The organism is Streptomyces sp. NBC_01537 (genome assembly GCF_045040445.1).
In the GTDB taxonomy this organism is placed as follows: domain Bacteria; phylum Actinomycetota; class Actinomycetes; order Streptomycetales; family Streptomycetaceae; genus Actinacidiphila.
Map to the genome: position 1 here is coordinate 7,153,936 of NZ_CP109392.1, position 21,072 is coordinate 7,175,007.

10 protein-coding genes are annotated in these 21,072 nt (G+C 66.8%); all 10 read right to left on the reverse strand.

Features of this window, described 5'->3' with window-relative positions; all coding sequences use genetic code 11:
- Positions 1-2: 2 nt before the first annotated feature.
- Positions 3-365, reverse strand: a complete 363-nt coding sequence (locus OG607_RS32980) for a helix-turn-helix domain-containing protein (RefSeq protein WP_405731177.1) — start codon at positions 363-365, stop codon at positions 3-5.
- A gap of 338 nt (positions 366-703) precedes the next feature.
- A complete protein-coding gene (locus OG607_RS32985; RefSeq protein ID WP_405731178.1) occupies positions 704-3,991 on the reverse strand; it encodes an AAA domain-containing protein in 3,288 nt (1,095 codons plus the stop codon).
- A 165-nt stretch (positions 3,992-4,156) separates the two neighbouring features.
- The gene (gene drmC / locus OG607_RS32990; protein ID WP_405731180.1) at positions 4,157-5,002 is read right to left on the reverse strand and encodes a DISARM system phospholipase D-like protein DrmC; all 846 of its coding nucleotides are present in this window, start codon (positions 5,000-5,002) and stop codon (positions 4,157-4,159) included.
- Positions 4,999-6,870: a DrmB family protein gene (drmB, locus tag OG607_RS32995; RefSeq protein WP_405731182.1), complete on the reverse strand. Its 1,872-nt coding sequence runs from the start codon at positions 6,868-6,870 to the stop codon at positions 4,999-5,001. The genes drmC and drmB overlap by 4 nt, the downstream gene beginning before the upstream one ends.
- Positions 6,867-10,394 carry a DISARM system helicase DrmA gene (gene drmA, locus OG607_RS33000; protein WP_405731184.1) on the reverse strand — a complete coding sequence of 1,176 codons (3,528 nt, stop codon included), beginning with the start codon at positions 10,392-10,394 and terminating at the stop codon, positions 6,867-6,869. The genes drmB and drmA overlap by 4 nt, the downstream gene beginning before the upstream one ends.
- Before the next feature lie 88 nt (positions 10,395-10,482).
- Positions 10,483-14,598, reverse strand: a complete 4,116-nt coding sequence (locus OG607_RS33005) for an Eco57I restriction-modification methylase domain-containing protein (RefSeq protein ID WP_405731186.1) — start codon at positions 14,596-14,598, stop codon at positions 10,483-10,485.
- Positions 14,598-17,885 carry a DISARM system SNF2-like helicase DrmD gene (drmD, locus tag OG607_RS33010; RefSeq protein WP_405731188.1) on the reverse strand — a complete coding sequence of 1,096 codons (3,288 nt, stop codon included), beginning with the start codon at positions 17,883-17,885 and terminating at the stop codon, positions 14,598-14,600. Before drmD ends, OG607_RS33005 begins: the two co-directional genes overlap by 1 nt.
- Positions 17,886-18,991: 1,106 nt before the next feature.
- Complete coding sequence (gene haaN / locus OG607_RS33015) at positions 18,992-19,483, reverse strand: cyclophane-containing RiPP N-acetyltransferase HaaN (RefSeq protein ID WP_405731190.1); 492 nt, start codon at positions 19,481-19,483, stop codon at positions 18,992-18,994.
- A gap of 67 nt (positions 19,484-19,550) precedes the next feature.
- Positions 19,551-20,705, reverse strand: a complete 1,155-nt coding sequence (locus OG607_RS33020; RefSeq protein WP_405731192.1) for an FxsB family cyclophane-forming radical SAM/SPASM peptide maturase — start codon at positions 20,703-20,705, stop codon at positions 19,551-19,553.
- A gap of 13 nt (positions 20,706-20,718) precedes the next feature.
- Positions 20,719-20,919 (reverse strand): HaaA family cyclophane-containing RiPP peptide, encoded by a 201-nt coding sequence (gene haaA, locus OG607_RS33025; protein ID WP_405731194.1) that lies wholly within the window; start codon positions 20,917-20,919, stop codon positions 20,719-20,721.
- Positions 20,920-21,072 lie beyond the last annotated feature (153 nt).

Sequence of the window (21,072 nt, forward strand, 5' to 3'; positions counted from 1 at the left end):
GATCAGGACAGCGAGTCGTAGACCACCGAGAACCGTTCGATGATGACCCGGCGGACCCGAGCCAAGGTCCAGCCGTCGGTGGAGAAGCCGTAGTCCTTGGCTCCCCGGCGAAGGAGTTCCCGCAGGTCCCGGCGCTGGACATCATCCAGGGCGCACTGCGCGCCGGCAATCCCGTGCCCCCGTAGGGCGTCCGAACCGCCTGCGGTCCAGGCGTGATGCCAGTTGTGTACCGCCTGCGCGCTCACCCCCAGCAGTCGTGCGATCTCTGCGTCCGTCCGGCCACCCTGTTCGAATAACTGACCCGCAGTCAGGCGCATCTGCTCCCGTGCCCGATGGAAGTCCCCGGTGCCATGTCCCGTCCCCATGAATACGGCATAGCACCGACCACATGATCAGCCAAGCTCAGTCAGTGCCTGACATGCCGATCGCCCAAAAACCTGTGCTGCTCCTTGCCGGGCCCTCCGTGTTCTCGTCGGTAGATCGAGACGCAATCGACCAGCGCACCCATGCCCTGAAGCGCCAAAGCGGTCTGTAGTAGTTCGAAGGCGAACAGGGAGGGCATACCCAGCGTCGTGGCCTCTGCTGCCACCCCTTGGGTGCTCTCTCCCGGCTACCGGATCGATGACCTTGCGCGCCGCGCCACCCGGCCACCGCAGCCTCCGCCGATCGCAGGAGTACCGGCATGCCATGCCCGAGCGCCGTCTCAACCGGTCCCCCTCAGTCGGATGTCACGGTTCCAGGCGTCGCTCCTGCCGGTCGGAGTCGTCTTGCAGACGGTGTCGTAGCAGCGCCAGAACCAGTTGCCGTTCGTGCGGCGCCGGATCTCGATGCTTGCGCCTCCGCACCTGGCGCATTTAGGCGGGCGGGCGAAGACCTCGGCGTTGAGCTGGGCCAATAGTTTGCGAGCGAAGTACGCGCCGTGCATGGTCAGCATCACCTCCCGGGTCCAGCTCTGCGAGAGCGCATTGAGGCTGCCGAGCATCACCGTCCGCTCGTCGATCACCACGACCTTCTGGTGCATGAAGTTGATAGGGACGACCGTGTGCACCACGGCTCGCAGATCCACGATGAGATCCTGGTTCGCAGGTCTGCGCTGGAGGTTGTCGGTGTCGTCACGGATGAAGACGGTGACCCGTACTCCGCGCTGCACCGCGTCCCGCAGCAGGGGGAGGATGCTGCGGACCCTGTTCGCCACCCACGGCGCCCACAGCCACAGGGAAGCCTTCGCCCCGCGGATCTGGTCCTCGAAGGTGGTGTAGAAGGCCAGCTCGTCATCGACGTCTGTGACCTCCACATGTCGGCTGAGGACCTCTGCGAGGGCGGAGCCGAATTCGCCGAGCTGGGGGCAGGGGGCCTGCGGCGGGGTGATCAGCTGATTGGCCTGGAGGCGCCGCACGCCGGGCGTGCCGACCATGGCGGCCAGATGCGCGAGTGCCGTGCCGCGCCTGGCCTCGGAAATCCGCTGCCCACTGCCGATGACGTACAGACGTGTCTGAACCCGGGTCACAGCGACGTTAAAGAGCCTGACACCGTTGCGCTCCCACTCGTTTGCGCCCGGCTGACGGTGGGCGCGGGCCATCCACAGTTCGCGGCTGTCCGCGCTCTCCACGGTGTCGAAGATGACGATGGGGAACTCCCGCCCCTGGAAGCGATGCGCTGTACCGACCTCGGCCAGCGGCCGGCCTTCGGCTTCGACGTCCCGGAGGGCTTCCAGGGTGGCTTCAGCCTGCACGCCGTACGGCGTGACGATGCCGGCCTCCTCGCCGCCCTCGCGGTGCAGCTCGACCAGAGCCCTGGAAATCAGCGAGCCGGCCGCCCACCAGCCTTTGCGGCTGCCGGTCAGGTGGGCCCGCGCCAGTTCGTGCAGCCCGTCAGTGTCGACGAGGACGATCTCGGGGTCGTCCGGCGGTCTCGGCGCCAGAATCTGACGTCCGCCCTGCAGCACACCTCCGTAGGCCAGTTCGTTGGCGAGCTGCATGACCGCGGGGCCAAAACGGTGCTGCTCGACCAGGGTGACGCAGGCCGGATGCCGCCCCGCGTCCTCCGGGTCGCTGATGCCACAGTGTTGGAAGACATCAGGGAGCAGCCACCGTTTGATGTCCGGCCGGTCACGGTCCTTGAGCGCCGACGGGATGACAGCCCCGAGCTGCATGAAGTCCCCGAGTAGCACGGCGGCGCGGGCGGCCTTCGCTGTGGCGAGGATTACCTCTGGCAGTGTCGCGGCTCCTGCCTCGTCGACCAGGACGACGTCGTAGGGGCCCTCGAAGACCGCCTTGTTCGTACGGAACCTGGCGAGGGTGGTGGCCACCAGCTTGGCGCTCTTGATGATCTCGCCCTGGGCGTTGCGGGCGAGCCGCTCGTACTCCTCTTGGACCTGCTGAAACTGCTTCTCCAGCTCGGAGCGCCGTTTCCCGTCGGCAGCTACCAGAGGCCGCAGTCGTTCGGCCTTCGCGTGACGGGCCGGCCAGCCCCTTTGCTCGGCGTGCGCTGTCAGAGCGTCCGCCTCCCGGGCGCTCCGCGCGGCCTGCTCGCGTAGGTCAGCCTCGCGTCGGACTGCGCGCACCTGATGCTCGGCCGCCGCCTGGGCGGACTGTGCTGAGTCGAGTGCTGCTTCGAGTCCGCTGATGTGCTCGCGCGTGTACGGGATGTTGGCGCTCAGGTCCGCCAGCTGCGTATCAAGGGTGCCGTGGCGGGCGTTGGCGGTGACGCGGGCGTTCACTGCCTCGCGGCGCTCGCGGGCGGCTTGCTGTTCGGCGTCATACAGCTGTCGCCGGAGCTGCTCCATGCTCTCTTTCGCGCGCCATCTGGCCATGGCGCCCTTGCCCTCCAGCTCCTGCAATGCCGCCTGCAGTTCCAGGCAGTGGTCAGTACTCAGCAGGGCAGCGGCTTCCTTCCTTTCCGCTGCTTTGAGGACCCGGGCCTGTTCCGTCCGCATCTCGTCGACTTGGGCCCATCGCAAGCGGGAGGGCTCCGTCGCCGCGACGCGCGAGCTCGTCTCCTCCACGGCTGTCTCCGTCCGCTGCAGCGCCTGTATCGCCCCCGACAGCAGTGCGCCCGCGTCAGCCGCCCTCGTGGTAGCCGACTTCAAATCCTGGCCCGGGGTGCGCAACAGCTTCAGCGCGGCGAAGTACGCGGCGGGGTCGAAGCCAACGAGCTCGGCACCCACGGCTGCCAGTTCCGCGGTGCGGGCTCTGATCGCCACGAGTTCGCTCTCGATCCTGCGGCGGCGCTCGGCGGTCTCGGCAAGGCGTTCACGCACCATGAGCGGGAGCGACACCTCAGGGTTGTCGGCCACCTCCCGCAGCTGCGGGGGCCCGACCCGGACGATGTCACCGGGGCCGTGCCGCTGCTCCTTGACCACCCCGAGCAGTGCGTTGTCGACGGCGACATTGGTGGCGGAAACCAGCAACACCCGGTCGCCCCGGGCTATGAGGTCGCCGATGGCGCGTTTGAGTACGGTCGTCTTTCCTGTGCCCGGTGGCCCCCACACGAGCCGGACGCCCTTGCCCAGACAGGCGCGGTATGCATCTCCCTGGGCAAGATGAAAGCCAGGGGGTCCGGGCGCCTGCGAGGACTCACCTCCGATTGTTCCGGCGGCCAGGGCGCTGGCCAGCGGGGCCTCGCCCAGCCCCGCGATGCCGTCACGAAGGGCCTCGATCAGGAAGGTCGGCGGCTGCTTCAGCATCCACAAGTACGGGTCCACGATGTCTGCGAACTCGGCGACCTTCAGCGTGAGTAACGAGCCGTTCTGAACGACTTCGGAGACGGAGAATCCATTTGCCTCGATGCTGTCCGACTCCGGGCCAGCGAGTTTCAGTGCGTCGAGCTGGTCAGGTCCGATGTCAGAGCCGCGCAGATCGACCGCGTAGGTACCGGGTCCGCCCGTGCGGACCGCCCTTCCAATGCGCTGCCAGCGGGCTGGCTTTCCAGCGCCTCCCTCGATCGCGATCCATTCGCCCAGCGCTGCAACTATCTCCTCACGCCACCCCACCTGCCGCCGCCCCCTGCTCGGAAACCGTCACAGACTCGCACCCTACCCACCCGCCACCGGTTGTGATCCGCCGGGCACTGTGCGATAGAGCGGGGCCCGTCGCCTGCAGACCATGCGGGCTGCGGGAACGCATTTTGATCCGGAACCAACCCAGGGCGCACGACCCTATGAGACTGGTTGCCAGGGCAGTGGGATCAATGGGCCGTCCGTTGAGTGCATCAGGTTGATGAAGTGATCGACGAGACTGGCGACGGCGGTGGGGTCGCGGATGACGGCACCGATCTCCAGGTTGTCGCTGTATGCGTTGTCGGTGAGGTTGGCGCTGCCGAGTAAGGCGGTGTTCCGGTCGGCGGCGATGACCTTGGCGTGCATGCTGCCGCGTCGGCCGCCGGGGCCGTGTCGTTCGTCGTTCGCCCACTGCCACAGGTGCACGTCCGGGTGGAAGCGCAGTTCGTGGAACGCGGTGCGTCCGTCGCTGTCTCCGTGCAGCCTGCCGCCGGAAGCGTGGGCAGTCTCCAGGACCAGGTCCACGCTTACGCCGCGGTCCGCCGCTGCTCTGATCTCGCTGACGATCTCCTGGATGCCGAACGCGGCGTAGCTGGTGACCAGGAGCGTGGTGCTGGCGGCCCGGATTACCTGGATTGCGACGGATGCGGTGAGCCTGATCGGCACCGCGTCGCTCACCGGTCCTGAGACGGCGATTTCCACGTGGTGGGTGGCGAGATCCTGCTCGTATCGGTGGCCGGCGGTTTCGAGGGCCAGGGCCAGGGCGGATCCTGGCAGTTGTGGATCGGTGGAGCGCCATGCGGACAGCAGCACGCTGGCGCGCGGTCCGAGTCCGACGCCCGGGTGCGCGGCGATGAGGCGGGATTCGGTGCGTCGGTCGGGGGTAGGCACCGTGCGCAGGACGTTGATCCAGGCAGCGAGGTGCGTCGCGGGGAGAGTGGCGACGAGACTGGAGAGTACTTCGGGCAGGCTGGGCGCGGTCTCGGGAGCGTTGTGGCCGTTCATGCACAGAAGAACCCGCCCGGTCGGCCGCTGAATGTTTCGACGAGCAGTTCGCGATCGAGGAAGTGGTTGCCCCGTTCGCAGGACGTTTCTGCGGCGAACAGGCAGGCGTGACAGGCGGCACCGTGCAGGCGGCCGTGGGCGACTGGGTCGTGGTCGGCGCACAGGGGATCCGAGCCGCACAGCCGCGCGGCTTCGAGCGCTTGGTCGATCAACGTACCGAGTCGGTTCTGTCCGCCGAGGGTGACCAGTCCGCCGAGGGTGCCCTCGCTGTCGGGGGCTGCGGTGTACAGCAGGATCCCTGCCATTGGATCGGCACCGGAGCGCGCGTAGATCCGCTCGCCGATTCCAGAGGCGCCGTACCCGCACTCAAGGGCGAACTCTCTGATCAGGACATGGGAGAAGGTATGCAGCAGCAGATAGCGGATGCCCGGCCAGTCCGCGTCGGTGCGACGCTGGGCGCACCACTTCTGGTGTGCCTTCATCAGGGTTCTGGTGCGTCGGATGACGTTCGGGTCCTGTTCCCAGGCGGTGACCCGCTTCTCGTCGAAGCGCAGGAAGATCCCCTCGCCGCGGGTTTCCGCGCATGGCAGCCAGATCGGCGCGGAACTGGACAGGGGTGCGCGGTTCTCCTCCAGGGCCTCGCCGCCGCTGGTCGCGGAGCCCCATTCTGGCGCGTCGATCCGGCTGAACCCGTACAGGGCGGATACCTCGCGCAAGCGCTTGACCAGACGTACCTGCCCGAGCCAGCTGCGGTGTGCGGCCGGGACGGGCTCGTTGCTGACGCTGAAGTCGGGGTGGTTCTGCGGGCTGCCGATGAAGGCGAGCCATTCCGGTCCGGCGATGTCCAGTGCGTCGGTGTCTTCGGCGGCGCTGGGCTGGTTCTCGCCCTGACGCCGGGCGATCGCGTCCAACACCTCGTCCGCGCCGAAGCGTTCGAGCTGTGGCCACATCACCTGGGTGGGCAGGACCAGGCGCGCGGTCTCACGTGGCAGCTGCGCCACCACTCGCAGCCCGGCCCAGTGTTCGGCCACGGCGCTGTCCACCGGATTGTCGGCATGCGGGATGGAGAAGACCCGCAGCTGCATGGCGAACCAACCGTTCGTCGCGCCCAGCGCCATAGTCCGAGTCTGTTCGGTGCAGGGTTCGAAGGTTCCCAGGTGCGGGTGCCGGCCCCGGCAGGCTGGGAGTACCTGCTCGCTGCGGGTGCCGATCGCTTCGGCCATGGACCGGGCTTTCACCTCGCAGGAACATTCGACGAAGATGTTCGCCGCCTCGCCGGTGGTGCCGCGCTCGACGAGCTTCAGTGTGTGGTCCGTCCCGTACGGTGCACCGCGGTGGACGAAGTACATCCACGGGAAGTCGTCCACGTGTCCGGCCGGACAGGCGGAGACGAACCTGGCCGGCACCGCGGTCGGCCGTTTGCGGCCGGTCTCGCGACAGGAGTGGACGAAGCGGGTCTGGTCGGGCGCGACACTGTTGGGCAGCAGGTGAAAGAGTCCTGAGTCGGCCGGGGCGAGCCGGTTGCACCGGTTGTCGGTGCAGCGCAGCCAGCCCGGGAACACCGCGACCGGCACACCGATCCGGGACCAGGCACCGGTGAAATCGCTCGGGTCCTCCGGTGTGTACGGCGGCATCCGCAGATTCTGCACCTGGGCGCCGAGCTTGCTGCGCACTGCCGCCAGGAGCCGTTCCTCGGGCACGATCGCGGCCTTCTCCAGCTCCCACTCGTCGAGCCCGAGGATCATCACCGAGAGGTTGGGGAGGTCGGCGACCGCGCCCACACCGTAGGTGTGCAGCAGTTGACTGGGCCTCAGCTCCCCGACTCGCAGGTCGCTTGCCGGGCGCGAACCGGGCGCGGTGATGGTCATGATGGGTCCTCTTCGTGTCCGGCGCCGTCGGCGTCCGGGTTCGGGCGCGGGAGGAACGGGTGCTGCTCGTGGTCGTCGGCATTGCCCGGTGCGGTCCGCAGTACCAGCCGGATGCCCGGCTCGACTTCGCGCAGCGAGGTCGGACAGGTCGTGCGCTTCCACGGGCCGGAATCCGGGCTGTGGAGCAGGCCGACGATGTCGTCGGCCTTGCCCTTGGCGTCGAAGGCGAGCCGTGCGGCGGGGCGGCGCTGTTCGCGCGCCCACAGGTCCAGGATGCTGTCGAGTTCCTCGCGTACCCGGGTTGCGACGGCCCGGTCGGTGGCGACCTCGCCCGCGCGGCGCTCCAGGTAGCGCACGATGTGGTCGGCCTTGCTGCTGTGCGTATCGAAGGTCTGCGCGCCGAGGTTGCCGTTGTCGCCGGCCTCCAGGTTGCGGGCCAGCGCCACCAGTACCCCGGTCAGGCCGCGGTCTATGGCACGTTCCGCGAACGGGGTGACCGAGAGCGCTTCGACATGTCGGTACACGGTGGCGTGGAAGTGTTCGAAGGTCTCGTAGTGGGACAGGTCACGCGGGCGAGCCCAGTTGAACACGGTGAAGACGAGGCCGGGGGCGGCACGGCCGACGCGGCTGGTCGCCTGGATGTACTCGGCCGTGGACTTGGGCTGGTTGGCAACGACCATGACGCCGAGCCGGGAGACGTCCACTCCGACGGCGATCATATTGGTGGCCAGGAGCACGTCGATCGGCGTCAGTTTGTTCGCCCGGGGGAAGGTGTACTCCAGTTGCTGGAGGATGTCCGGGATCTTCTCCGAGGTCAGGCGCGAGGTGAGTTCCTCAAGCCGCAGGTCGTAACGCCGCGACAGGCCGCGTTCGTTGATCCGCTCCAGTCGGGTGGAGACATCGTCCTCGACCGACAGACGCATGCCGCCCAGATCACGCAGGCTGTTGAAGTAGCCAACGAGGGTCATATAGGGGTCGGTCACCGGGTTGTGCCCGTACTTCTTGTGCACGGTCTGCGCGGCGGCGAGCACAGCGACGTACACCCGGATCATCGTGGACTTCGTGCGCACCCCCTGGGCGCAGATCCCGATGTAACGGCGGCCGGGATGCGAGTCCGTGGACCGCTGCCTGGCGAAGAAACTGTCACCGATCTCCAGGCCCTGCGGCGGGAAGACCTCAGTGCGCCGGTCGAACAGGGCATGAATCTGCCGCTCGGCGCGCCGCACGGTGGCCGTCGAGGCGATCACCTTCGGCCGCGCCGTCTTGCCCGGCGCGTACTCCCAGGTGGCAAGGCGGTCCACGGCGGCCTCGTACAGGCCGGTCAGCGAGCCGAGCGGACCGGAGATCAGGTGGAGTTCGTCCTGCACGATCAGGTCCGGCGGACGCACCGGCCTGGCCGCGGTGAGCGTCGCGGCGCGATAGCGCCCTTCCGCGAGATGGCTGGTGGCTTCCCAGTCCTCCTCGGCGATCTGGGCGGTGACGTAGCCGTGCCGGGAGCAGTGCCGCGAGGCACGTCCGAACAGAGCCTGGGTGCGCCCGTTCCAGGTCAGCTGCGCGAACTTGTCGACGGTCGCGATCACCAGGCTCGGCAGCAGTCGGTAGATCTCCTCGTCGACGACGACGACCGGCAAGCCCTCACCGTTCGGGTCGCCGCCGCCGAAGGGGCAACCGAACAGCTCAGGGCAACGCAGGAAGGTGCGGCGAAGAGTCTTGTCGACATCAACGTCCCGGCCCTTCTCGATCTTCGTTCCGCACCATGGGCAGCTGGTGAGCTGATAGGGAGTGCCGGAGTTCTGATTGGGTTTCCCGCTCGCCCGGCGGACGTCCTTGACCCAGTCCACGGCCTTGTCGGTCGTGTTCGGGGACACCTTTCCCCCAACCCACAGGCCGATCCGGAACGGTTCTTCACCCCACCGCTGCTCGTCCCTGCGGCGCAGGACCTCGCACGCGCAGATCAGCGCGGTGGCACGCTGGAACTGCTGGATCGTCAGCAGCCGCAGGGTGTAGCGCATCAGGACGGCGACCCCGTGGCCCGCGTCGAGACCGCCGAGGTCCGGCCGCAACCTGCGGATGGCGAGGGTGTAGGCGGTCAGGCCGAGGTACGCCTCCGTCTTGCCGCCACCGGTGGGGAACCACAGCAGGTCCGCCACCGCATCGGCTCCCGTGGCGCGCTCCGGGTGCGCCGGATCGGTCAGCGCGGGAAGGTTCAGCAACAGGAACGCGAGCTGAAACGGACGCCAGGAGCGGTTGACCGGCTTGTCCTCGTCGCGGAACACCGCGTCGGGGTCACGGGATCCATCACGGCGCCGGGCAGCGGCGACCCGTGTATGGACACGCTGCAAGTGCATCGCACTGTTCGCGAAGCGGAACGCGGCAAGGGCGTCCGGGTCACCGAGCACCAGCTCGATCCCCGCCTCGATCCGGTCAGCCGCCCGCTTCGCCTCGGTCAGCGCCTCCCTGGCCTGATCCGCGTACTCGTCGAGATACTGGCCGCCTTGTCCGATCCGCGCCTCGGCCCGCTCGATCCACGCCCGATAGCCGACCACCAGCGGCACCAGCCCCGCCCGCAGTCTCTGAGGCTCGCACTCACCCAGCTCCTTCATGTCGACCAACAGGTCCACCAGCTCCGGCAGGTCCGGATCGCTGTCGAACGACGGCGCGTCGGTCTGCGCGATGTCGTACTCCGGCGCGGCCTTCGTCTGAACCGCGACCGCTCTCATCGGGTCGGTGCCGCTGGCCGTCGCGCCCACCCCGGTCGCGTGCCCCACCGCGAATTCCGGGCTGAACCGGTAGGCCATCGCCAACCGTCGCTGCTCGCCCTGGTCGACGGCATCGCCACCGGATCCGGGCTCATGCCGGGGCAGGAACACCGCCGCACCGTCCGCACCGGTCGCCGAGAGCTCGGCCTGGAACACCCAGTGCAGCGCTGAGTTGGAGTCGGTCTCGGTCGCGTTGACCAGAAACAGCGTGACCAGCCAATCGTCGTGGAAACGGCGCACCCGCCCGCGCAGCACCACCTTCTCGTCCTCGGAATCGAGCACAACGGCTTCCACCAGGCCCTCGACCAGCTTGACCGGGACGCAGCCGGTGTGGGGGGTGCGTCGCCAGATCAGCTTCTCGATGCTTGGATCCGTCGAATGCGAGCGGATATAACGCGCCCATCGTCCGGTCACCTCCAGACGGTCGGCGTCGCCGCACACTCGCGCGGTGAAACCGACCGACGACGGAGCCAAGCTCGGCACATTCGGCGCGTCCGCGTCCGGTGAACCTTCATCCGCAGCTGGCAGCTCACTGTCGCCGAGCGAGGCGTCCAGCTCCTCCGGCACAATCGTGGTGCCGTTCGGTGCGAGCCGCCCGAGCACGTACCAGTCCGTCGGGGAGTCCGCGACCTCCTCCAGGTGGCCGCCCACCGGTCCAAGCAGGTCCAGCACGACAAGCTCGGCCAGCTCGTCACGTACCACGCCGGGGGACGGGACAGCCAGGACCGGGCTGTTCGACGTCGCGGACGGCAACTTATCGCTCATAGGTCACAACGATAGGGCGAGGCGCTGACAGAGCAGACGGATCGCGGCCAAGGCGCGGGCTACACGTGACCTCCGGTGGCGGACGGCGCTACCAGATCACATCGCCCGGGTCATGGGGCGCTTGGGGGGCGGCGGCCTTCTTGGGCTTGGCGGAACCCTTCCTGTTGTGGAGACCCCGGCGGACTTCGTCCGCGTAGAGGGCATGGTTGAGTTCGAGCAGGCGGTCGTTCATCTCGATCTGGACATCCGGGTCTACGGTCCACCGCAGGCCATGGACAGTGTCATGGAAGCCGTGGTTCAGCACGAGCGGTGTCCAACTGAACCGCGCCGCGAGGGGATGGGCGAGGTAGGACTCGGTGACGGCCTCGTCGATCTCTACGTGGATCTCACGCAGACGCTGGATGTCGGAGTCGAGGTTCGCCGGGTTGTGGACCTCGTTGTAGAGGTCGGTCATGCCGAGCTGCGGTGTGCGCGTCAGCTGCACGCTACGACGGTAAGTATCCAGGTCCTCGCCGGCGGCACGGATGCGCGGGGTGAGATCTGGTTGCGGGAACGTGTCGAAGCCGTCGGAGGGGGTGTAGATGAGTCGATCTACCAACGTGGCCTCGCCCTTGACTGTCCACCAGTTGAAGTGCCATGCGCTGGTGAGAAGGGCAAGCATTGCCGACTGATCAGCCGAATAGAATACAAACAATCGATTAGAGAAAACCTGATCATTAGCAACGAGGCATGGAATTCCATACTTGGTGTGAGTGCCAATTACGAGCACTCGCTCGTAATTGGCGATTACTTTACGCATGGCGGTCCGATTGTCGCCATATTGCCACCACCGTTGCGGCAGTGGCTTTCGCAACTGAAAGCTGCCGTCGGACTTCAGACGCTGGCGCATTGGGCGGACGCGCTCGACGATGATTTCGAAGGGTTCCGGATACCTCCGCGCCTCATCCTCAGACATATCATTAAAGTCGATGGCCCATCGCGTCGCCGACATGTCAGGTCGACTGTTGATCTCACTGCTGCTCAAATACGGGAATAGGACATCCTCGTTCCGTTCATTGCTTTCGATAAGTGCTTGCACTTCGGAAGGATCGATCAGGAATCCCGTGCCAGTGGTCTTGCAGCCTTCGGAATACTGCCCGGAGAATGTTTTGAGGCTGCGAGGGTCCCCAGTTACTCGCGACGGCCTCGTCAAACTCGCATTAATTCCAGAAACATAATCACCGTCAAGTACGACTTGATCTCTCTCCAAGGCTTTGCTCATCCAAACTAGCGATACGTGAACGGCAGCTCCACCAGGCCATGGATTTGACTTGATTGCCCGGTAGATCATCCATCCAGTGCCGATAGCTCGAACTAGTCCGACCTCTCGGGAATCTCCTTGTGCGATCGTGTTGACCATGATGAGCCCGAATCTCTTTCCCCGAGCCAGTTGCAAGTTGCGCAATAGGAAGTACGTGCAGAGGTCAGCGCGACCCCCAGCAGTGAAGCCACCGGAGACTACCTGTCCCACGTAGCTGAGATTGTCCCTGCCAATTCGGCCACTGATCTCAGTGCCGCCGATGAAGGGTGGGTTCCCCACCACTGCGTCGAATCGATGGCCTCCGCGAAGGGGATCAGCGATAATCTCGGGAAATTCGAGAGGCCAGTGCAAGGGACGCAGGGGTACAGTGCGCGACCCGCCGTTGGGGCCGAGGAGCCAGCCGTCGACGATGGCACGGGCCTCGGCCGCTGCGGCCTTGTCTCCCAGTAGTGCCTGTTCGACGAGCTCGGCGATGGAAGCGAGACGGTTGTCGTATGCGTCATCGGACTTGGTCGTCGCGGTGGACAGTTTCGCCGCGACCACAGCATCCGCAGCGAGGCGGAGCTGTTCGGTCAACGCTTCGGCCTCGACGAGCTTCGCAGCCTTCGCCCGAGCGTCTCGGATGTCGATGACCTCGTGTTGCTCAATGTCACGGCGCAGTTCCGCGGCCTGGGCGAGCAGTGGACCAGTGATCTTGTCGATTTCGCCGCTGAGGCGGGCGTTGAGGCGATGGCCTTCGCTTGGGGTGAGGTGGAAGGCTTCGATCTGGTCCGCCGTCAAGCAACCGATGAGGGAGTCGCCGCAGCGCAGGGCGTGGTCGACGAAGTTGAACGGACGGCCCTTCGCGAGGGTGACCAACCACAGTGAGAGCTTGGCGAGTTCCACCGCCATCTCGTCGATGTCGACGCCGTAGAGGCAGCGGTCGGCGACCATGCGACGGGCTTCGAGGAGTTTCGCGTCACGGTCCTCGCGATGCTCGCCGAGACGCGCGCTGACCTTGTCCGGCAGCCCATCACGGTCCCATGCCTCAACGACCCGCTCCGACAGGTACCGGCATGCCGAGACGAGGAACGCGCCGGAACCCATCGCGGGGTCGAGGACCTTGAGTGCCAGGAGTTCTGACGCTGGACGCACTTGCCACTCGGGCGGCTGGATCCCATCGGAGGGTCGCGGGATGCCGTCCGGGGGGCCGGGAGAGAAGCACAGCGGGTCGAGGGTGTACAGGACGATCTCTTCGGCGAGGGCGCGCGGTGTGTAGTGAGTGCCGGAGTCGCGCCGGTCGCCGACCTGGGTGACGATAACCGTCCCGGCAGGGTGAACAACCGGCTCGTCACGCAGGTCGGAGCGCAACAGACCGTAAAACGGCCGGACTCGGGCGGCGAGCTCGGGGTCGTTGTCGCAGGCAGCGTCGAGCGTGCCGATCTGTGCACCGGTCGGCTCGGTCACGATCGCGGAGGTGAACTGCTTCGCCGTCAGTCCGGCGAGCTTGACGGTCTCGGCCTGAAGATGGCCCGCCGCGCTCCATGCTTCAAGGTCAGCGAGCTTGGCGTCAGCACCGGCCTTGCCTTTGAGTCCTAGGCGGGTTTCGTCGAGCCGAATGGCGGAGTGTTCGAGCAGGCCCTCGTAGACATGGCCGATCTGTTCGACGTCAAGGCCCTTGTAGGACAGGCGTTCCGTCGAGGTGACCTTGCCTGCTGGCGTGGTGCGCTTGAGCTTGATCAGTGCGTCGAGCATGGCGAAGACGACGCGGTCGGTGACTTTAAGCCGTTCGAGCCATGCGAACCGTTTCGGGTCGAACAGTGATCCGCCGTACGCGGGGATCCACATGTCCGGGTGCCGGGCACCGCCGTGGACGGCTCGGAACGTGGCGAGCAGCGTGGGCCAGGCAGCCTTCCAGCGGTCGGCGATGTCGGCGTCGTCCTGGTCGAGGCGGTCGTAGAGCTTCGTGACGGAGTACGAGTCGGCGTACAGCTCGTCGTCGGCCGGGAGCAGACCTTGTTCCTCCGCGTAGAGGAGGAAGACGATGCGCATCATGACGGTCAGCGCGGCGCGGTAGACGGTACGCGGGGCGACGCCCTCCAGCACGGTGCCGTCGGCCTCGCGGTCGAGGCGGGAGAGTTCCGCGACGAGGAGTTCAACAGCCGCGCGTACCTGCTTGCCGAGAGTCTTGGTGACCGCGGTGGTGTCGTCGGCTGTGCGGGTGAACAGGGCGGCGAGGGAATCGGTGTCCTTGCCCTCTCGGTCCTTGGCCGCGATCGCGGCGCAGCGGACCCCGAGCAGTGAGGTGAAGGCGCGCAGCAGCAGCGGTTCTTCGAACCAGGTGTCGGCGTCAAAGACCGCCACGGAGGTCGGCGCTCCGGGTCGGGCGTGGACGAGGACCCACAGGGTGCCGTTGGTGAGCAGCGCGAGGGAGACGGCACGGCGCCGGCACAGTTCGGCAGCCTGCTCGGCCAGCGATGGCAGGCCCTTCATGGCCCGGGTGAGGGATTCGCCCCAGGGGCGGCGGTAGATCAGGGCGCGTTCGGCCGCGCCGGGCAGGCCGGTGGTCGGGTCGGGCGGACCCATCAGCAGTGCGTCGGGGGCTGTGCCGGGGTGGTCGGTCAGTTCGCGGGGGAGCATCGAGCCTTGGCGCAGTGCCTGGCCCCGGTAGCCGAGCAGTTCCTCCAGGACCAGGTGTTGCCATGCGCTGCACAGGGTCGCCGGTTCGGCTTGGAGTTCGGCCCACGCCTGCCGGAGGCGGGCGCGCAGTGGGGTGTCGACAACGTCAAGGCCCTGTGGAAATGCCTCCGCGAGGATCTTCGCGGTGAGGAAAGGCCCGTCCGGGCGCAGCAGGTTGAGCCACTCCGCGTGCTGCTCGATCGGGGTCTGCTGCTCCGGTTTCGGGAAGCGGGTACGCGTCGGCATCAGTGGCCTGCCTGGTGTGAAGGAGTGGCTACGGTCAGGGAGGCGGGGATGAGGAAGGTGACCGCCACGGGGAAGCGGCGCGCGACCGGGTCCGCGTACCGATGGCGTAGAGCCGCTGCCTCGGACACGAGCTGTTCGGGAACGGCGGCGAGGCGTGCCTCCAGTTCCGTGTGGTCCTTCTTGAGCTGTTCGCGTTCCGGATCAGGGGTCAGCAGGGAGTCCTGGCGCCAGAGCGGGTTGGAGTTCAGAGATTCGCGGATGTTGCGTTCCAGATCGGTCAGTACCGACTGCATCGCCTTGACGTCTTCCTCGCAGCGCTTGTCCAGGACTCTGCGCTGCTTTCGCGCGATCTTGTTGGACTCGGTCTGCAGCGCTCTGCCGAGCGGGGTCTCCAGCGCGCCCCACAGCGCGGTGAGCCGGTCAAGGAATTCGGGCGGCGGCGCGTCCTGCGACGCGGCGGCGAGCCAGTGTTCCAGGACCTCGGGGCTCTTCTCCACGGTCAGTTTGCCGTGCTCGATCGATCCGCCAGCCAGGGCGATCTGCTCGTGCAGGCGCACTCCGCGGTTGCCTGTGAGCACGACGCGGCCGTGTGCGATCACCGCCGGGTTGCGCAGCAGGTCGCCGGGGACGATCCGTGCGGTGACGCGGGTCAGATGTGCGCCGTGCTCGCCCTGGGACCACAGTTCGGCGCGCAGCAGACGCAGGCACAGGTCGACCAGGCGGTGATTCAGGTGCAGCAGCACGACGTCGGTGCGTCCGGCGTAGTCCTGGTCGAAGGTAACGGGGCGTTCCTTGCCGCTGACCGGGTGCCGCAGGCCGTCGTTGCGTGCCTGCGCCCACCCCTCCTTCAGTTCCGGGAGCTTGAAGCAGCGCGCCTTGACTCCCCTGGGTGACGGAGTCTCGATCAGATCCTTCTTGTGGGCCAGGCGGAGCGCAGTGCGTACGACCCGCTCGATCGTGTCCGGGTTCAGGTTCAGCTCGGTGCGGGTCCGGGTGAGCTGTTCCTGAGCCTGCTGAAGGTCGTGCGCCAGATTTCGTTCGATCTTCAGTACGGCCTTGCCGGCCAGGCTCTGGATCTCCCTGTCGGTGGTCTGCCAACTGGAGCGCTTGCCGAGCATCTTCTGCTCGACCTGGCTGGCGATCACCTCTCCGGCACTACCGAGGTCGGTGCGGATCTGCTCGACCTTACGCACTGCGACGCCGAGGAACGCCATCGCGTCCTCCAAGGTGCCCTCGGTGAATCCGGTGTCCTCCTCGCGCTGCCGGTCCCAGCCCTGGGGCACGAAGTGGACGATCTCGACCTTCGCCGCAGTCTGTCCATGCCGGTCCACTCGGCCGTTGCGCTGCTCAAGACGGTTGGGGTTCCACGGGATTTCCCAGTGCAGGACCCGGTGGCAGTGGTTCTGCAGGTTGATGCCCTCGCTCGCGGAGTCGGTGGCGAGCAGGATCCGCACTGGGTCGATGTCGGGGTCGTCCTGGAAGACGTTCTTGACGCGCTCGCGCTCATCACGGTCCTGGCCGCCGTAGAGCTGGGCGATCGCCTCGTTCGGCACACCGGCGCTGATGAGCCGTTCATGCAGCCAGCGCTGGGTGTCGCGGTATTCGGTGAACACGATGACCCGCTCACCGTCCCAGCTGCCGCTCACCCCATCAGTTCCGTTTCTCTGCACAATGCCGCGCAGCCAGCCGAGGAAAGCGGTGAACTTGCCGTCGGCCTTCTCCGAGTTGCGGTCCCCCCAGTCGCGCAGGTCCTCCAGCAGCTTCTGCTCGGCCGGGGAAAGCGCCGGGGCGAACCGGCGGGCTGTGGCAAGGGCCTCCTGCGCTGTCTCCTCGAAAGCGGCGTCGTCCTCAGCCGTCTCCTCCAACTGCCCGATCATCTTGGCGAGGACCTTCTCCGCCACCGTGTACGCGCCACGGTCGTAGTCCCGCTCGGCCTCGTTGTGCCGCTCCCGCGCGAGCATCGTCTTCAGATGGGTTTCCACCGTATTGGCAAAGGCCTTCGGGCTGGACAGGAAGCGGCGCTTGAGCAGCGTGACGACGAAGTCCGCAGCCCGGCTCGGCGCGGCACCCCTCAAGGTCAGCTGCCCGGAGATCGTCTCGCGGCGGGACTGCGCGTACTGGTCGAGTTTCGCGTAGGCGTCCCGAGTGGCGGCGTCGTAAACGACCTCCAGGGGATGGTCCAGGTCACGTTCCGGGAAGCGCGGGCTGCCGTCCCAGTTCGGCGGCAGATCCCGCTTGAGTCGCCGCACCATCACCTGCGCCTTGGCCTCTTCCGAGGGCTCCAGGGTGCGGGCGAAGCGGTGGCCGTCCAACAGGGCCAGCAGGGCGGTGAACGATTCCAGGTAGCCGTTGTGCGGGGTCGCCGACAGGAACAGCCGGTGCTCGGTGTGCGGGGCCAAAGTCTTGATCGCGTCGGTGCGCTGCGAGTCGACCGCGTACTTCCCGGACCCCGAAGGCGCGCACGTATGCACCTCATCTACGACGAGGAGATCGAAGGCACGCGGATATTGGGGCGCCGACGGCAGGATCGAACGCAGCAGCGCCATGGGCCGCTCCCGCTTGAGCCAGTCGATCGAGACGATCAACCGCGGGTAGTGCGTCCACGGGTTCGCGTACAGCCCGCGAGACCTGCGCAGCTCCTTCAGAAGCTCCGCATCCACGATCTTGAAACCCAGGCCGAACTTGTCGCGCATCTCATCGCGCCACTGCAGCGTAAGCGAAGCCGGGCACACAATCAGCATCGTCCGCGCCCGGTGCCGCAGCATCAGCTCCTGCATCACCAGACCCGCCTCGATGGTCTTACCGAGACCTACGTCATCCGCGATCAACAGGTTCGTACGCGGCATCTGCAGCGCCCGCACCACCGGGTCCAGCTGATAGTCCTCCGGCTTCACCCCGGAGCGGAACGGCGCCTGCAGCAGCGTCTTGTCCGCCGTTGCCACCGAACCCCAGCGCACCGCATCAAGGAAGGCGTCCAACTTCGCCGGGTCGACGAACCCACTCGCCGGGGAGGGCAGGGCATGCTGCTCACGGGCCGTAGCACCGGGCTCAAGCTCCCACAGGACACGCAACTCCTCGTCACCGGAATCGCCGTCCACCGAAACCAGGGAGACCAGATGCTGCGCCTCGGCAAGCAGCGGACTACCCGGCTCCTCGACCGCGATCGAGGAGCGCTCCACCGCCGTGGCGACCCAATTCCGATTACGTACCGTAACCAACTGGCCGACGGTCGGCACCGCCGTGTCCTGTACGAATTGGTCCGCCTCGTCGACCTCTTCGATGCTCACCCGCGTCAACTTCCTGCTCCCGGATCGCCTGTCGTCCCTGCACCCCGGAACGGGCCCGAGTCCCGCCCGAGATCCACGTCGCCAGTTGTATCCCAGCGTGACAGACGCCACTGACAGAACACCCGATCTCCAAAGACCAAGCTCCCGCCCATCGGGAACAGCACCGTCGATCGCATCGATTGTCCTACAGGGAGGTCAGACGCGGCGACGGTCCCTGCTTCATGGACGGTGAGCAACAGGGCGAGGCGGGCCGAGAAGCAGCGGTATCCAGTTGCTGGCTGACCACGGGCTAAGGGACCGGGAGGATGGTCGTATGGCTCCAGAACGAGTAGCACTCTCGCACGGCTCGGCTGACGCCCAGGGCGGCGGTTGGACGAGAGGCCACCCCAAGGATGCGGCGCGTGACGCTACCCGCGCCGTGAGGCGCTGAGGTGATGCCATGGCCCAGCAGGAGCGTGGCTGTGCGTATCGCATCCAAGGTCGCGGGCGGGGCTGCTCCGGCAAGAGGGCCGAAGACGAGATGGTGCCAGGGGCGGCGGGTGCGGGTCCAGGCGAGGCGTTCGAGGGAGGTGCCGAGGTCGACGGCCATGAAGGTGGGGTCATCGGCGTTCCAGAGGAGGACGAGGTCGCCGAGGGGAGGCCGTCTTAGTCGTAGGGGAGAGTGATGCCCTGGACTTGGCGGCGGCGCCAGACCTTGAGGTGGCCGTGAATGGTGATGTGACGGGCATGGAGGCTGAGCGGGACAGAACGGTGAGCCATTCGTCGAGCTCGTCGCAACACTGGAATGATCACCGTGTTGCGATGATCGCTGGAATGCGCCGTTCGATACGACTTGGCCATCGCAACACCCCCGAGGGGCACGTATTGCAACCACCTCTAGTCTTCTGAGTCAGGAATTCTGTCCATAATTTTAGACTGCTGTTGTGGCGCGGACGGGTCGGCCGAAGGCCGAGTTGGTGTTGTCGGACGATGAGCGGGCTGCCCTGGAGGGGTGGGTGCGGCGTCGGTCGACGCCGCAGTCGTGGGCGCTGCGCTGCCGGATCATCCTGGCGTGTGCGACCGGGGCTTCGAACAAAAGACGTGGCCGCCCAGTTGGGCGCGACGCCTCACGCTGTGGGCCGGTGGCGCGGTCCACTGGTGTCGACCCGGTAGACGATCTTGCCGTCGAACTCTGCGAACCCAAGGGTCCGGTAGAAGGATCGGGCGATGGGGTTGTCGCGGTCGGTCATCCACTCGACGCGACTGCATCCTGGCCGTGCTGCAGCGATGTTGCGGAGCTCGTTCATGAGGCGGGCGCCGATCCCCTGTCGACGGAGGGTGCTGCGGACGTAGAGCTCCTTGAGGAAGAGGCTGTGGGAGGACCCTGCTGCCGGCCACAGGAAGGAATAGGCGGCGATGCCGATAACGTCTCCGGTCTCGTCCTGGACCAGGAGGGCGGAGGCCAGCGGTGGCGAGCCGAAGAGAGCCTCCTCCACTTGGGACTGGCGCTCGTCGAGGGGCTGGATCCCGGTTGATCCGTAGAAGCGCTCGATCTCTTCGATCAGTTCGGCAACGGCCCGGACGTCGCTCTTTTCGGCGGGGCGGATCGTCACGCTCATCGGCGTCTCCTGTTGTTCGTTGTGCGTTTGCGCCGGTGAGCGCTTCCATCGTCGTGGTGCAGCTGGGTTATGGGGCCGCTGGGGCAGGCGTGTGCGGGTTCCAGTCGTGCTGCTGGAGCGACGTCTGGACGTGTCGGATGAGGTACTCCAGGTCGGCGCAGTAGACGGAAGGGTTCTGGTATCCGCGGGCTGTGCTGTAGCGGTGCGGGAGGTAGCCTCCGCCACACACCTCCACCAGCGGGCAAGCCTGGCACTGCTCGGCGAGGGCGGCTTTGCCGTGCTGCCGGTGCAGGAGTTTGGGGTGGTGGATGGCCGCGTCGAAGGATTCGTCGAAGACGTCGAGGCCCAGCCAGGAGGCGCCGGTTTCGACGGAGCGCAGGGTGTCCACGCCCTCGATGGTGCCGTCGGATTCGATGACGATGCTGGCTGGCGGGGCCAGTCCGAGGGTTTCTACCGCGCCACGAACGCCGGAGGTGAGGGCCACGATGTCCTCCAGCATGCGGATGCTGTGGCTGTACTGGGGCTGGGCGAGCCAGGCGTCGTAGACGCGGCTCATCCAAAGCCCGTATTCGGGAGCTGCGGGGTCATTGCGGTGGGGTGGCGTGTCGTGGGTGCCGTGGGGCAGGCCGAAGTCGATTACTGGTGGCTCGAAGGACGCGAGGTAGTTGTGGACCTCTACAGGATCGTTGGCGAGGTCGACCACGGCGAGCAGACCGGCGAACAGATGGGGCCTGGATCGCAGCAGCTGGATACCCCGTACGGCCGAGGCGGCGCTGGAGCGGGAGGTGTGAGTGAGGCGGTGCCGGTCGTTGGCGTCCGGCGGCCCGTCGAGACTGACGCCCACGGTGACTGCGTACTGCTCGAAGAGGTCGAGCCAGGCCTCTGACAGGAGCGTCCCGTTGGTCTGGAGCTCGAAGCGGATGGTTGTGTCCGGAGGAATGCCGTCCTGGAAGGTGCGAAGCAGGTCCGACAGGTGTCGCGGGCCGGCGAGTAGCGGCTCGCCGCCGTGTAGCACGACGTGAATGGCGCGGAGGTCGTACGTCGTCGCATGCTCGGCGATTCTGAGGGCCGCCGCTCGGGCAACGTCCAGGCTCATTCGCGCGGGCAGGTTCCGCCACGCCTGATCCTTGGAGTTGAAGACGTAGCAGTAGTCGCAGTCGATGTTGCAGCGGTTCGCGACCTTGAGGATGAATGTTCGGAAGGGCGTGTGGGGTGGCGTCATCAAGCGGAAGGGATCACAGTGGCCATGGCCAGATGAGCGATGCCGCGTGGCTGCCGTCGCCGATGGCGTTTGACTCGGTTCGTTCGGCTGCCAGGCGGAGCTGCACGCGGGCGGCGATCCGGTCCAGGACGACGGAGCCGTGCGCCGTGTTCGAGGCCGCCGGTCCGGGACGTGCCGCGTCGGGCGATGAGGGAACAGTCGTGCGTGGTTGCATTCAACGCTCCTCATTGTGTGCGTGCCGGGCGACCGGCACGGCGCAGGGGATGGTTGGTGCGACTGATCGGCTTGCAACGTATCAGCCGCGCCGGGCGTGACGGCATACCGAAACCGGTCACGGTGCCTGACCTGATGACACGGTCGACGTGGT